The organism is Neorhizobium sp. DAR64872/K0K18 (assembly GCF_050500175.1).
GTDB lineage: Bacteria > Pseudomonadota > Alphaproteobacteria > Rhizobiales > Rhizobiaceae > Neorhizobium > Neorhizobium soli.
Genome location: NZ_CP191446.1, coordinates 3,315,922 through 3,330,000 on the forward strand (window position 1 = coordinate 3,315,922; position 14,079 = coordinate 3,330,000).

At 60.3% G+C, this 14,079-nt stretch carries 14 protein-coding genes (1 of these 14 only partly in view); 8 read left to right on the forward strand and 6 right to left on the reverse strand.

Translation table 11 applies throughout. The annotated features are described in order from the left end of the window. Positions 1-100 precede the first annotated feature (100 nt). Genes ACQY1P_RS21625 through ACQY1P_RS21645 form a run of 5 tightly spaced genes read left to right on the forward strand, consistent with a single transcriptional unit; the run spans position 101 to position 4,905 of the window. A complete protein-coding gene (locus tag ACQY1P_RS21625) occupies positions 101-1,240 on the forward strand; it encodes an ROK family protein (protein WP_430255410.1) in 1,140 nt (379 codons plus the stop codon). Continuing rightward, the gene (locus ACQY1P_RS21630) at positions 1,237-2,007 is read left to right on the forward strand and encodes an ATP-binding cassette domain-containing protein (protein WP_062462050.1); all 771 of its coding nucleotides are present in this window, start codon (positions 1,237-1,239) and stop codon (positions 2,005-2,007) included. The genes ACQY1P_RS21625 and ACQY1P_RS21630 overlap by 4 nt, the downstream gene beginning before the upstream one ends. Before the next feature lie 34 nt (positions 2,008-2,041). Continuing rightward, entirely contained in the window at positions 2,042-3,082 is a 1,041-nt protein-coding gene (locus ACQY1P_RS21635; protein WP_062581491.1) for a sugar ABC transporter substrate-binding protein, read from the forward strand. Positions 3,083-3,142: 60 nt separating this feature from the next. After that, positions 3,143-4,138, forward strand: coding sequence for an ABC transporter permease (locus ACQY1P_RS21640; protein WP_062462043.1), 996 nt, complete (start codon positions 3,143-3,145; stop codon positions 4,136-4,138). Beyond that, complete coding sequence (locus ACQY1P_RS21645; RefSeq protein WP_062462040.1) at positions 4,135-4,905, forward strand: SDR family oxidoreductase; 771 nt, start codon at positions 4,135-4,137, stop codon at positions 4,903-4,905. The genes ACQY1P_RS21640 and ACQY1P_RS21645 overlap by 4 nt, the downstream gene beginning before the upstream one ends. A gap of 52 nt (positions 4,906-4,957) precedes the next feature. Here ACQY1P_RS21645 and ACQY1P_RS21650 read toward each other — a convergent pair whose 3' ends face one another. The 5 genes from ACQY1P_RS21650 to ACQY1P_RS21670 form a co-directional block, all read right to left on the reverse strand. Continuing rightward, complete coding sequence (locus ACQY1P_RS21650) at positions 4,958-5,965, reverse strand: ABC transporter permease (RefSeq protein ID WP_174197221.1); 1,008 nt, start codon at positions 5,963-5,965, stop codon at positions 4,958-4,960. Between the two features lie 9 nt (positions 5,966-5,974). After that, positions 5,975-7,474, reverse strand: coding sequence for a sugar ABC transporter ATP-binding protein (locus ACQY1P_RS21655; protein ID WP_430255413.1), 1,500 nt, complete (start codon positions 7,472-7,474; stop codon positions 5,975-5,977). Between the two features lie 75 nt (positions 7,475-7,549). Further along, the gene (locus tag ACQY1P_RS21660; protein ID WP_430255415.1) at positions 7,550-8,497 is read right to left on the reverse strand and encodes a sugar-binding protein; all 948 of its coding nucleotides are present in this window, start codon (positions 8,495-8,497) and stop codon (positions 7,550-7,552) included. A 126-nt stretch (positions 8,498-8,623) separates the two neighbouring features. Beyond that, entirely contained in the window at positions 8,624-9,616 is a 993-nt protein-coding gene (locus ACQY1P_RS21665; protein WP_092659140.1) for a sugar-binding protein, read from the reverse strand. A 41-nt stretch (positions 9,617-9,657) separates the two neighbouring features. Then, complete coding sequence (locus ACQY1P_RS21670; RefSeq protein ID WP_174197223.1) at positions 9,658-10,638, reverse strand: NAD-dependent epimerase/dehydratase family protein; 981 nt, start codon at positions 10,636-10,638, stop codon at positions 9,658-9,660. A 253-nt stretch (positions 10,639-10,891) separates the two neighbouring features. Here ACQY1P_RS21670 and ACQY1P_RS21675 point away from each other — a divergent pair, with 253 nt between their 5' ends. From ACQY1P_RS21675 to ACQY1P_RS21685, 3 genes are read left to right on the forward strand one after another with little or no spacing between them, the layout of a single operon-like run. Further along, a complete protein-coding gene (locus ACQY1P_RS21675) occupies positions 10,892-11,530 on the forward strand; it encodes an ATP-binding cassette domain-containing protein (RefSeq protein ID WP_244476247.1) in 639 nt (212 codons plus the stop codon). A gap of 12 nt (positions 11,531-11,542) precedes the next feature. Further along, positions 11,543-12,532: an ABC transporter permease gene (locus ACQY1P_RS21680; protein WP_092659134.1), complete on the forward strand. Its 990-nt coding sequence runs from the start codon at positions 11,543-11,545 to the stop codon at positions 12,530-12,532. 35 nt (positions 12,533-12,567) lie between these two features. Further along, complete coding sequence (locus ACQY1P_RS21685; RefSeq protein ID WP_244474108.1) at positions 12,568-13,590, forward strand: LacI family DNA-binding transcriptional regulator; 1,023 nt, start codon at positions 12,568-12,570, stop codon at positions 13,588-13,590. A 71-nt stretch (positions 13,591-13,661) separates the two neighbouring features. Here ACQY1P_RS21685 and ACQY1P_RS21690 read toward each other — a convergent pair whose 3' ends face one another. Further along, positions 13,662-14,079, reverse strand: the 3' portion of a protein-coding gene (locus ACQY1P_RS21690) for a LysR substrate-binding domain-containing protein (RefSeq protein ID WP_430255418.1). It continues 494 nt past the right edge of the window; only the last 418 of its 912 coding nucleotides appear in the window; its start codon lies off the right edge, out of view; it ends in the stop codon at positions 13,662-13,664.

Here is a 14,079-nt window from a genome sequence, read left to right on the forward strand (position 1 = left end):
AGCGCGATCAGGCCCTTCGCGCGCGCATTTATCTTTTTTGAAAACCATTTGACTAAATACGTGACCGCTGACACACTTTCGTCATTCGGAGACATTCGAAATGGCGCTGCGCGGTACCAACCAGGAATCCGGAAGGCCCTACAACAGACGGATCGTCTTGGAAGCGATCCGCCTGACTGGTCCGACGACGCGTGGCGAAATTGCCGAACGGGTTCACCTCACCGTACAGACTGTCTCCACCATTGTCCGGGAACTCGAAGAACAAGAGCTCATCGTCTCGGTGCGCGAAAAGCCTCGGGGCCGCGGTATTCCGCCCTCGAAGCTGACCGTCAATCCGGAGGGTGGGCATGCGGTCGGCATTCACCTGACGCCGCTTGGCATCGACGTTGCCTTGGTCAATCTGCGCGGTGATGTCGTCGAGAGCCGCCACCGCAGCGCGTCCAACCCGACGCCGGACGAAGCCTTCGCTCTGATTGGCGAGATGGTGGACGAACTCAAGGCAAGCCCATGCCGCGGCCGCCTGCTGGGCGCCGGACTGGCTTTGCCCGGGCCGTTCGACGTGGAATCCATCAGCTTCGTTGGTCCGACAACGATGACCGGCTGGAAAGACGTCGACATCAATTCCCGCCTCACAGAGGCGACAGGTCTGCCGGCCTTTATGGAAAACGACATGGCGGCAGCGGCGCTCGGCGAGCAGCTCTACGGTCTCGGACAACAGATTTCGGATTACTATTACCTGTTCTTCGGCGTCGGCCTTGGCGGCGCGATGATGCATGACGGGACTGTGATGCGCGGCGCCTGGGGCAATGCCGGTGAAATCGGCCATATCCCCGCCGTTCCGGATGGGGAGCCCTGCCCCTGCGGCAACAATGGCTGCCTTGAGCGCTATCTTTCGCTCGAGGCCTTCACTCGGCGCGGCCTGCCCGAGGCCGAATGGGTCCGCGAGATCGCGCCGATCTTTCGCAATGCCATCCGCACGATCGAAAACCTTTTCGATCCAGAGACTGTCGTGCTCGGTGGCCTGGCGCCGCAGTCTTTGATCGAGCGGCTTGCCGCACTGGCCGACGGCCTGAGCAATTCGGTTTCCGCCCGCACCAGCCGCCCGCATCCACGTGTCGTCGTCGCCAGTGACTGCCAGCATTCGGCACTCCGAGGCGCAGCCGCGCTAGCCGTTTTCGGCGTCCTGTCACCGCGCTTCGGCCAGATGTTCGAGACTTCAGAGAAGGGGACTGTCGAATGACCGAAAAACTGCTTGTCCTGAATGATATCCGCAAGAATTTCGGCGCGATCGAAGCGCTGAAGGGCATCAGTTTCTCGATCGGAAAGGGCGAAGTGGTCGCCCTTCTTGGCGACAACGGCGCAGGCAAGTCCACGCTTGTGAAGATCATCTCGGGTGGTCTGCAACCCACGTCAGGTCAGATGCTCTTCGAAGGCGAAGAGTTCGAGGCAAAGACGCCTGCCGAGGCCAAGGCAGCCGGCATCGAGACGGTCTACCAGGACCTGTCTCTCTGCACCAATGTGGACGTCGTCGCCAATTTCTTCATGGGCCGCGAGATCACCCGCAAGATCGCGGGCATCCCCTTCCTCGATGAGCGTGCGATGGAGGAAATCACGACCAAGGCACTGACCAGTGCCGGCACCCGCATTCCCTCCATGCGCACCAAGGTCGAGCATCTGTCCGGCGGCCAGCGGCAGGCGATCGAGCTCAACCGTTTTGCCCATTGGGGTGGCAAGCTCCTCTTGCTGGACGAGCCGTTCGCCGCACTTGGGGTCGAACAGACGCGGCGGGGATTGGACATGATCCGCCATGTCGCCAGCCAGGGCATCGGTGTCGTCATCATCACCCACATCATGCAGCAGGCCTTTCAGGTCGCAGACCGCATCGTCGTCATCCGCCACGGCGTCGTCGCCGGCGATGTCGACAGAACCAAGACAAGCCCGGATGCAGTGATCGAAATGATCACAGGGCAAACCCTCACCGGCGCCGGACCGGTGGGCAAACAATGACAAGGGGTCCGGCGTAAAACTGGAGAGAACGATCATGAGACGAATAATGCTAAGCTTGCTGAGCGTTTTGGTGCTCGGCCTTTCAATGCTCACAACGGCGGCCGCACAGTCCAAGGGTACGGTCTATTATCTTGTGCCGACACTGCTCGACGAATTCCAGACAGGCTCGGTCAGCGCCTTGGAAATGTTTCTGAAGCAGACCGGCTACGAGATGAAAACCCTTAACGCCGACAACAAGACAGACGCACAGCAGTCGCAGATGAACGATGTCATCGCCTTGAAGCCGGCGGCGATCATCCTCGCCGCTGTCGACTTCAACGCATTGAAACCATCCATCGAGGCAGCCCGTGCGGCCGGTATTCCGGTCGTCGAGTTCGACCGTCAGGTCACCTCGACCGTGTCAGACTTCACCTCGGTCGCCGGGACGATCGAGATCGGCCATGTTGCCGCGCAACAGGCTGAAGCGATGCTCAAGGCCAAGAATGGCGACGTGAAGGGCAAGATCCTGCAGGTTCTGGGCGACCCTGGCGATCCCTACACGCTCGATATCCAGAAGGGCTTCGAAGAGAAGATGAAGGCCTTCCCGAAGGTGACCATCATCTCTGTGCCCGCCATGCAGTGGGAAGCCAGCAATGCAGGGACGATCGTCTCCGATCAGATGCTGGCCAATCCCGATATCAACCTGATCTTCCTGCATGCAGCCCATCTTTCGGTTGCAGCCGTTGCCTCTTTGGAATCAGCCGGCAAGAAGCCAGGTGATGTCATGATGATGAGCTCGAACGGCGCTCCCGTCGGCCTCGATCTGATCCGCAAGGGCTGGCTCAATACCGAAGTCGAGCAACCGCTTTATGCTCAGGCGGCAGCCATTGCCATGTTCATGGACAAGATCGTCGGCAAGCAGGAAATCAAGGCCGGCGACTATGACGTGCTTGGCCTGAAAGGGGTCGTGACGAAGGAAGCCTGGGGGCCGAACATCAAGATCCCGGGTGCGGCGATCACCAAGGAGAATGTCGACAACCCAGCCTTCTGGGGCAACATGAAAGCGCCGACAGCCTCGATCAAATCCGTCGAGTAACAACCCTTCATCCGGGGTCGAAAGACCCCGGACTCCTCCCCTCAAGTCCGGATTTGCCGCATGACGCCCCGTACGCGCAAAAGTCTAGAATCTGTACTCGATAACCTCGTCTGGTTCATGCTCATCGTCGTGCTTGCCTTGTTTTCGGCCCTGATCCCGAACTATTTCCAGATCGGCATTTTCACAAACATCATCGAAGCGTCGAGCGTGCTGGGCGTGATGTCGATCGGCCTGGCTCTGGTGATCATCGCCGGCCATATGGACCTTTCGGTGGAATCCGTTGCCGCTTTGGCGGCCATGGCGGTCGGCATCCTTTTCTGCTCGGCAGGGATCGGCATGGGGATCAAGCTCTCACCGCAATGGCTGATGATCCCAGCGTCACTGCTCGTTGCCTGCGGGATCGGCGCGTTGATCGGTCTCTTCAACGGTTTCCTTGTCGTGAAACTCAAGATGAGCGCCTTCATCATCACGCTTGCCTCCTTCATCTGGGTGCGCGGCATCGTGCTGGCGGTTTCCGGCGGACGCTCCGCCCAGGATCTGGATCCGGCCATCCGCTGGTTCGCTATTGAGCGTGTGGCTGGCATTCCGCTGTCAGCCTGGATTGCGATTGCCTGTTTCGTGGTCTTTTCGGTGCTGATGGCCAAGACGCCATTCGGCCGGCACCTGGTAATGATCGGCGGGAACGAGACCGCCGCCTACCGCGCCGGCATTCGCGTCACCCGCAACCTGATCATCGCCTTTGTACTGGCAGGCGCCATCGCCGGCCTGGCTGGATGGCTGCTTGCCATACGCACATCAGGCGCCACGGCAAACCTCGGCGTTGGACTGCTGTTCAACGCCTTTGCGGCAGTCGTCATCGGTGGTGTCAGCCTCAAGGGCGGTGTCGGTGCGCTGCCCGGCGTCTACGCCGGAGTGCTGCTCCTCTCGTCCATCAACACCGCCATCAACCTGATGGGCCTGCCGGCAAACTATACCCAGGTCATCCACGGCTTCCTGGTGCTTGCAGCGGTTCTTCTCGATACGTTCAAACAAAGGCTCCGCCAGAGGCTCGCATGACAGACAGATTGAAAGACAAGGTGGCGCTGGTCATCGGCGCATCGCGCGGCATCGGCAAGGCAATCGCCGTCCGCTTCCAGGAGGAAGGCGCAAAGCTGGTGCTGGCTGATTCCGAGGCCGACGACGGCAAGGCGGCAGCCGATGATCTCGGCATCGACTTCGTCCACACCGACATCTCGAAGATGGAAGACGCCGTTGCCGCGGTCGAATTCACACTCGAACGTCACGGGCGGCTCGACATCATCGTCCAGAACGCCGGCATCTATCCGTGGCAGCTCATCGAGAATACGTCTCCGGAAGACTGGGACAGCGTGATGGGGGTCAATCTGCGCGGATGCTTCAACGCCGCACGCGCCGCGCTGACGCCGATGAAAAAGCAGGGCTCGGGGCGTATCCTGTTTACGTCATCCATCACCGGCCCGCATGTTACAAGCCCGGGCCACGGCCACTACGCGGCGAGCAAGGCTGGCATCAACGGCTTCATTCGCTCAGCGGCGCTGGAGTTCTCGTCCTACGGCATCAATGTCAATGGCGTCGAGCCCGGCAACATATTGACGGAAGCGATCCAGCTGCATCGTAGCGCCGCCTTCATCAAGAACATGGAGGACGCAATTCCGCTCGCCCGCCTCGGCTCGCCGCGCGACGTTGCCAATGCCTTCCTGTTTCTCGCCTCCGACGATGCGAGCTATGTGACCGGCACCACCATCGTCGTCGATGGCGGGCAACTCCTGCCGGAAGGCGCGGACTTCAGGCTCCTGCCATCCTGATCATTTCCAGCATCCGGGACCAGCTCTGTGTCGATCGTCGACGACCTATCCGTCATCCGTTTGCCGACGGGATGCGGGAAACCTCGGCCAAGGCAGAGCGGGTCGCCTGATGATGTCGCCTTTGCCGATAGGCATGGAACTGCGTATCGGCAATGACGCCCACCAGGATGACCGCACCCATGACCGCGAAATTGAGCGACGAGGGAATGCCGAGCAGGTTGACGAGGTTCTGGAGGACCTGAAGCAACACAACCCCGAGCACCACCCCAACGATCGAGCCTTCCCCACCCCGCAGGGAAAATCCGCCGAGGACCGCAGCCGCGATGGCATAGAGCTCGTAGAAATTCCCATGCGACGAGGGCTGGACGGACTTGGTGTACATGGCGAAGAAAATGGCCGAGACGCCTGTCAGAAAGGCACAGAGAACATAGGCCGTGACGATCACGCGCTTTGTATTGATCCCGCAATAACGAGCCGCCTCCTCGTTCTTTCCGACGGCCAGAAGATGCCGTCCGAAAACGGTTCGATGCAGGAGAAACCATGCAAGCACCGCAAACACAGCAAAAGCCATGACGGAATGGGGAACGCCCGCTGTTCGTCCGACGAACAGATATTCGAGCATGGGAAGATCCGTCCCGAAGGTAAAGCCGGCCGTCCCGTCTCTGGTATAGAAACGCGCTATGCCTCGGTAGATCAGCAGACCGCACAGTGTGACGACGAAGGGCTGCAGCTTGAGCCGTGTAATGAGCCAGCCATGCAGCAATCCGATCACCACCGACAGGACCAGCACGATCGCAAAGGCGACAGGCCAGGGAACACCATGGGAGGCAATCAGGTCGATAAAGATGACGCCGAGAAGGGCGATGACGGAGCCGATCGAAAGCTCGATCCCTGCGGTGACGATGACGAAGGCCTCGGCAATCGAAAACAGCCCGAACAGTCCAATCAGATTGGCTGTGTTGGCAAGATTGACCGGTGAAATGAAACGCGGATTGACCAGTGTCACGATGGCGCCCACGGTCAGAACGAGGACGCCAAGGCCGATGTCTTTCTTGTGCATGCCAATCTCCTATCCGACCGCCAGACTGAGGATCGCTTCTTCGGACAGATCCGCCCGCGACAGGATGCCGGCAATGGCCCCGCGCCGCATCACCGCCACGCGCGTCGAGACACCGATGACTTCCTCCATATCGGACGAGATCATCAGCACCGCGGCTCCGCCCTCCGCGAGATCGCGCATGAGGCGGTAAACCTCAGCCTTCGCTCCGACATCGATGCCTCTCGTCGGCTCGTCGAGAATGATGAGCCTGGGATCGAGACCGAGCCACTTTGCCAGAACGACCTTCTGCTGGTTGCCGCCCGACAACTCGCTGACCGCACGGTCGAGCCGCGGCGCACGGATCGATAGCCGGCTGCGGGACCGATCAGCGATCTCCATTTCGGCCCCGCGATCGACGAAGCCAGCGGTCGCGATCGCCGAAAGGTTCGGCATCACCACGTTTTCAGAAAGAGAGAAGTCGAGGAACAGTCCCTCACCCTTGCGGTCTTCCGGCACCAAACAGATGCCGGCGGCGATTGCTGCAGGCACCGATCCGGATGCGACCGGCTTGTCGTTCATCTCGACACGGCCGCCCTGGACGGGATCGATGCCAAAGATCGCACGCGCAAGTTCCGTCCGGCCTGCGCCGACCAAACCGGCAAGCCCGAGAATTTCACCGCCTCGAACCTCGAGATCGACCGGGGCCTGCGGATAGGCTTCGGTTCTGAGATTTCGTGTCCGAAGCACGACCGGCCCCTGCCTTACATGCGGGGGCGTGTAGAATTGCGTCACATCGCGGCCGATCATCAATCGCACCATGGCATCTCGATTGATGTTGCCGCTTTGGAGCTCCCCGGCATTTCGACCGTCCCTGAGCCCAACCACCCGGTCTGCGACGGCTTCGACTTCGGCAAGGCGATGGGTAATAAACAGGATGGCCACTCCATCTGCCCGCAACCGGCGCACCACATCGAGCAACCGTTGGGTTTCCGCAAGCGTGAGGCTCGATGTCGGTTCGTCGAGGATCAGGAGGCGGACATTGGTCGAGAGCGCCTTGGCGATTTCCATCAGCTGCTGGTCCGCCAGCGAAAGTTCCGAAGCCTGGGTGGATGGCTGAAAGCGAGCGCCCAGCATGTCGAGAAGTGGTTTCACCCGCTCGGCCATGGCCGCATGGTCGATAAAACCGAAGCGGCGGCTGCGCGGCTCACGGCCCAGGAGAACGTTGCCCGCCACATCGAGATTGAAAAATGGGTTCAGCTCCTGGTGCACGAACGCGATGCCATGGGCCAGGGCCTCGGCGGGTGTCAGATGGGACGTCGTTTCCCCATCGATGACGATCTCACCTTCATCGGGCGCGATCGTGCCACCTAGCACCTTCATAAGCGTGGATTTTCCGGCACCGTTTTCGCCGATCAACCCGACGACTTCGCCGCCCCGGATGCCGAGCGACACCTGATTGAGCGCCACAGCGCTTGGATAGACCTTGGTGATGCCGATGAGATCAAGAGATATGCGGGCGGCAGCTGTCATCTGGCGTGAACCTCGAATGCGTTGAGGGCCAGCGCGCAGCCCGAAAGATCCGCGCTGGCCGCGTCAAGGCGCGTGTTATCCGCCGATCCGCGCCTTGAGCTGCTTCTCGAACGCATCGACATTCGCCTTGTCGATGACTTTGGTCGGCACGATGATCAATCCATCTGCCGGCACTTTCGACTTGTCGCCCTTGAGGTATGCCGCCATCAGCTTCATCCCCTCGTAGCCCCATTGATAGGGGTCCTGGACGACCGTGCCTGCAAACTGGCCTTGCCGCACGGCTCCGAGCGTGATCGGATCTTCATCGAAGGCGATGACCGTGATGTTCCCGAGCTTTCCGGCCGCTTTCAACGCTTCATAGATCTTTGGTGGATTGTAGGAGTAAAAGCCCACCATGCAGGTAATGTCCGGATTTGCCGCGAGGACATCGTCGACATTGGACCGCGCACGGGCAAAATCGACGTCATCGCCGCGCACATCGACGAGTTCGATTGACTTGCCCTTCACGGCCTGGCGAAAACCGTCGATCCGCTCCCTGGCGTTATCAGCGCCAAGAAAGCCCACAAATCCCATACATTTACCACCTTTGGGGAGCGCCTTGACCGCGATTTCCCCCGCCTGGATGCCGGCCTGGGTGTTGGACGAACCCAGATAGGCGATGCGCTTCGACTGCGGCGCATCGCTGTCCGTCGTGAAGAGCGGAACCTGAGCTGCGATGCGGTTGAAGGCATCGACGGAATTCTTCGGGTCAGCCGACGAGATCATAATTGCGTCGGTCCCCGCAGCCACAAGGTCATCCATCAGGGCGTTCTGAAGTGCGGCCGTGCCCTGCGTGGGATAACGGAACTGCAACTCGAAATCCGGAAGCTCGGTCTGCGCCGCCTTGACCCCGGCCTCGGCCAGCTTCCAGAAATCGGAAGCGGCATTGACGACGAAGGCGAGTGCCTTTTTCTCTGCGGCGACCGCTGGCATAGCCACCATGGTCGCCATGGCCACTAGGGCCGTGATCGTAATCCTTTTCATCTTGTCCTCCCGCAACCCACTCCTCCAGGGCTGCTCCAGGTTGAAGGGCGACAACCGAGCCATGCAAAGCCTACGCCCGGTTATCGGGTCCGTTTCAGCGTCTGCGCCATGGGCGCCACGGCGCCGTCAGTTGGTCTTGCAGAAACCGGGATCTTCGGCGTTGCAGATGTCGAGGCCGGTAAACAGCGGATCATCCACCTTCTCGCCTTTGATCAGCTTAATCATCACGTCGGGTGCCTTGTAGCCCATCTCGAAGGGCCGCTGACCGACCTGCGCATGGCTGCGGCCCTCACGAAAGGCCTGGGTCTGCGGTGGCAGCGTATCCCCCGCCACGATCACCAGTTCCTTCGACTTCAGCTTGCTCATGACCTGGTCGGTGACCTGGGTATAGGCCTGTGGCGCGAACTGTGCCCACCCGCCGATCAGGATGAAGGCATCGAGCTTGGGATGGGCTGTAAAGACATCCGACATCTGCTGATTGGCGAGGTCCGCCTGGTCGTTGGTATAGACGGGGCATCCCTCGATTTCAGTCCAGCCGTTCTGTCCGCTCAGCCGCTTCACGTCCTTGGCTCCCGCAATCGTGTCACGGAAACCCTGGGCACGCGCATTGATGTTGGCGGCACCAACATTGCCGAGTTGCAGACACACCGTGCCACCCTTCGCCTTCAGCTTCTTCGTCTGCTCAGCCATCTTCACACCCATCAGATAATTGTCGGTGCCGAGATAGGTCTTGCGCAGATCATGGTCTTTCTCGAGGAAGTCCGCATCGACGGTCATGACGGGAATTTGCGGCGCGATTTGGCGCACGCGGTTCGCCATGGCCGGCGCGTTCGACGGCGAGATTGCAATCGCTGCAACACCGCGCGTCAGCAGATCGTCGACAATCTGGACCTCACCCGCTTCGTCGGCCGAAGAGGCCGGTCCCGTATAGAGGCACTCGTATTCGCTCTTCGGATTTTCCGACAGCCACTTCTTGCAGCCCAGATTGATCTGTTCGAAGAACGGATTGTCGAGCCCTTTGACGACGATGGCGAGTGTCTTTTTGCTCTCCGCAGCGCTCTCGCCGGCCAGCAACATGAGAATAGGTATTGCAGTGAATGCCAAATATCTTGTTTTCATTGCCTTTCTCCTCCTCTAAATCGCCGGCGAAACCCTCCTGCTCAGCCGGGATACCAAATGATGCGCGGATCATTTCCTGCACGCCTGTAGCTCCAGGCGCGCTCGACAAGTCCTTCGACATCGATTTCCGGTTGCCAGCCGAGAACCATCCGGGCCTTTGAATTGTCGAGCCAGTTGCTGTGAAACGGTGTCGGGATGTCGCGGCGCTGCCGATCGCCGGAAGCCTCCAGGATATCGGCCAGCGCGCCGTAGTCGACCGGCTGGTCCATGGCGACGTTGAACAGCTCTCCATACGCGGCCGGATTGTCCAGCGCGGCGATCATCGCGTTGACGAGATCATCGACATGAAGAAAGCTGCGCTTGAGATAGGCGCCGCGACCATCCCGCATGGCAGGTACGGCCCGGTTCTTCCTGAGCGCGTCGAGATCATCCGCTCCCATCATCGCCGACCACGGCGGCCCGCCGAACTGATCAGGACCGACCTCCATAGCGTAGCGGAAGTCGTCCTTTTCCATGATCCACGGAGCGCGAAGCGTGGTCCAGTTGAGACCCTCCTGGATCCCGAACTGTTCCACCATGGTCTCTTCCAGCACCTTGGTCAGGGCATAGACACCGCGATAGGCTCGCCTCGGCGACTGCTCCGTGATCGGTGCGCTGTAACCATGAAAAATGTGCCCAACCACACAATCACCGCTCAGCAGCATGAACTGCTGTTTCGCAGCCGAACGGCTGAAACCCTCCAGCAGGAGGTAGAGCCCCTTGAGAGCAACATCGATGGCCTGATCGGGCGTCTCTTTCACGGCAGCCAGGTGCAGCACATGCGTCACACCTTCGAGCGCCTTCCCGACAATCTGCGGATCTGCCATGGACCCCTTCACGACGGAGACACGGGGACCGGGTTCCAGGGCCCGGTTGTTGCAGAGCGCGACGACATTCCATTTCGCAAAGCGCGGATTGGAAAGGAAGGCGGGAAGGAAGGCTTGGCCCACCTTTCCGGTGGCGCCCGTCACGAGCAACCGCATCACCGCCCCCTTTTTCGCTTTCAGGTTGAATAATTAATATTTGGTTATAATATTAAGTCAAGCATTATTGATACCCGTTTACGGGCGGGCAACGTGCAGGCTATGGTGCCGACAGAATGCCATCGTGGGATCAGCCGAGGGAGGGCGGAGCGTGTCACGGCTTTCATTGCATTCAATTTCAAAGAGTTACGGCGCAATACACGCGCTGTCGCGTGTCAGTGTCACCGTCGAACCAGGGGAGGTTCTGGGACTGATGGGGGACAACGGCGCCGGCAAGACGACGCTTGTCAAAATTATCGCCGGCAACTTCCCACCATCGACAGGAGAGATCCGCGTCGATGACCAACCGGTGACCTTTCACAACCCACGCGACGCACAGCGACACGGCATCGAGGTCGTCTATCAGGACCTTGCGCTGTGCGACAATCTCTCGGCTGCCTCCAATGTCTTCCTGGGGCGAGAGACCATGCGCAGCCTCGGGCCGCTGCGCTACATCGACTATGCCAAGATGAACCGCGTCGCAGCGGAGCTGTTCCGGCAACTGAAATCGGAAACGAGACCACGCGATTTGGTGCGCCGCATGTCCGGTGGCCAGCGCCAGGCGGTTGCGATCGCCCGCACGCTGCTGTCCGAACCCAAGATCGTCATCATGGACGAGCCGACCGCCGCAATCTCCGTCCGCCAGGTGGCCGAGGTTCTCGATGTCATTCGCAGGCTGCGTGATCACGGCATCAGCGTCATTCTCATCAGCCACCGCATGCCCGACGTCTTCGGTGTTTCGGACAAGATTGCGGTGCTGCGGCGCGGCGAACTCGTCGCCAGCAAACGCGCCGATCAGTCGTCGCCCGAAGAAGTGACAGGATTGATCACCGGCGCCATCGAAGCCGCTTGAAAGGAGATCGCCATGACCACATTGGATGACGTGATTGCCCGTAGCGAGCATCGAAGCTGGATCTCACGCGTATCGAGCCGGCAGCTGTTCTGGGTCTTTATCGCTGCGGTCCTTGCCTGCCTCGCGCTCAGCATTCTAACGGACAGCTTTGCAACGGAGCGCAATCTCTTCAATGTTGCGCGCAACTTCGCCTTCGTCGGAATCATCGCGATCGGAATGACGACCGTAATCGCCTCGGGCGGCATCGATCTGTCGGTCGGCTCAACCGTCGTGTTGAGTGCCATGGTGATCAGCGTCACCATGGAGGGTGGCATGCCCTTCCTCCTCGCATTTCCTCTTGCGCTGCTTGCAGCCCTCCTTGTGGGCGTACTGAACGGCGTGCTTGTCGCCTATGCCGGAATGCCACCCTTCGTCGTCACCTTGGGCACTCTTTCGGCCGCTCGGTCCCTGGCCATGGTCCTGTCGGACAACAAGATGATCTGGAATTTCGGCCCCGACCACGACCTGCTGATCTGGGTCGGCGGCGGCTCGACGCTGGGCATACCCCACCCCCTGTACGTCCTCGCTGCACTAGCCCTTGTAATGTCGCTGGTCTTCAGGTGGACCCGATGGGGGCAGCATCTGCTTGCGATCGGCAGCAATGAGAACGCCGCCATCCTGACCGGCATCCCCGTGCGGCGCATGAAGGTGAGTATCTATGGCGTGTCGGCTCTCACCGCCGGGCTCGCCGGCGTTCTGATGGCTGGATGGCTCGGCAGCGTGACCACCAATCTCGGCCAAGGCATGGAGCTGACGGTGATTGCCGCGGCCGTCATCGGTGGTGCCAATCTGGCCGGTGGCGAAGGCAATGCGCTCGGTGCGGTCGTTGGAGCACTGTTGATAGAAGTTATTCGCAACTCTCTGATCCTGCTCGGCATCTCGACATTCTGGCAAGGAATGTTCATAGGTACCTTCATTGTGGTTGCCGTAGCCTTCGACCGTGTCCGGCACTTTCGATCCTGACACGGCACCATACCCCGGAAACCACGGTGTCCGACATGGAGAATGCCTTGAAACCGACGATGATGGACGTGGCTGCGCTGGCAGGCGTATCTCAGGCGACCGTTTCCCTCATTCTCAATGGCAGTTCCGGCGCCCGGTTCACCGAAGCCACCCGCAAGCGGGTCTTCGACGCGGCGGATCAGTTGGGCTATCGTCTCGCGAACAAGTCATCAGCCAGTTCCGGACCCGGCAGTGCGCCCGCCAACAAGGTAATCGTTTTTGCCGTCGACGAACTGACCACCGATCCATGGATGGCCCTTGCCTACGAAGGTGCCCGCGAAAAGGCACTCGAACTCGGGATTATCGTCACACTTGGCGTCTTCCGCAAAGGCGAGGACCCGGATGGCGGCATCTTTTCGATCTGTGACGGCCAGGCACTTATCGGCTACATTTTCGGCACTATTTTGACCCGCAAGATCGATCCGCCGGAACCGCTTCTGAAGGTCCCCTCTGTGCTGGTCAACTGCTACGATCAAGAGCGTCGGCTTCCGTCCATCCTGCCGGGAGACGTCGCCGGCGGCCGGGCGGCGACGGAACGGCTGATCAGCGCCGGGCGCAAGCGGATAGCCCTGATCAACGGCCAGGAAGGTCTCGACAATCCGCGCGACCGCTTGCGCGGATACAAGCAGGCTCTTGCCAGCAACGATCTCTCCTACGACCCCGACCTCGTGCACTATGGCAACTGGGAACCGCCGTCCGGATACGAAAAGACGCATGCGCTGATGAAGCTGAAGGATCCCCCGGACGGGATATTCTGCGCGAACGACCTCATGGCGCTTGGCTGTATCGAAGCGCTGAACGAACTCGGCAAGTCTGTCCCGGAGGATGTCTCCGTCGTCGGCTTCGACAACAGAGACATTGCCCAGTTCACGATGCCGCCGCTGACAACCTTCCATCTTCCGATGTTCGAGATGGGCGTGATGGCCGTCGAGCTGCTTTCCGATATGGCTGGCGGGCTGACCAGCAATCACGACCAGTTGAAGGTGGAGTGCCGACTGGTCGCCCGCAGTTCCGCCTGAGCTCAGACTGGCCTGCGGCAAGGTTCGCGGCCAATGGAATGACTTGCTGAGCAGAAAGGACCGCCGGCACGTCAGCCGATCCCGAGCTCCAATGCGGCGTCTGTCGCCCTTCTGGCAAGTTCCTGAAAATGCGCCACCCGGCCGCTGGTTGACCTGAAACAGATGCCGACCTGACGGGTCTCACTCCAGCCCTCGATTTCCAGGAGATGAACGTCCTCTGCGTTGCGGAACTCCGCCTGTGCGTAGAGTTCGGGAAACAGCGAGCAGCCCATGCCGATCGACACCATTTGTCGGATCGCGTCCAGGCTGGTACCGGCATAGTCGTCAATGACAGTCGCGCCGGACGCCTTCGCCAGTCGCTGAACGCTCTCGAGCAACTGGTGTCCGCTTCCAAGCGCCAGCAGACGCTCGCCTTTCAGCTCTTGAACGGAGACAGCCCGACGTTTTGCAAGCCGATGATCAGCGGGAACGCCCAGCAGCAGCCGCTCC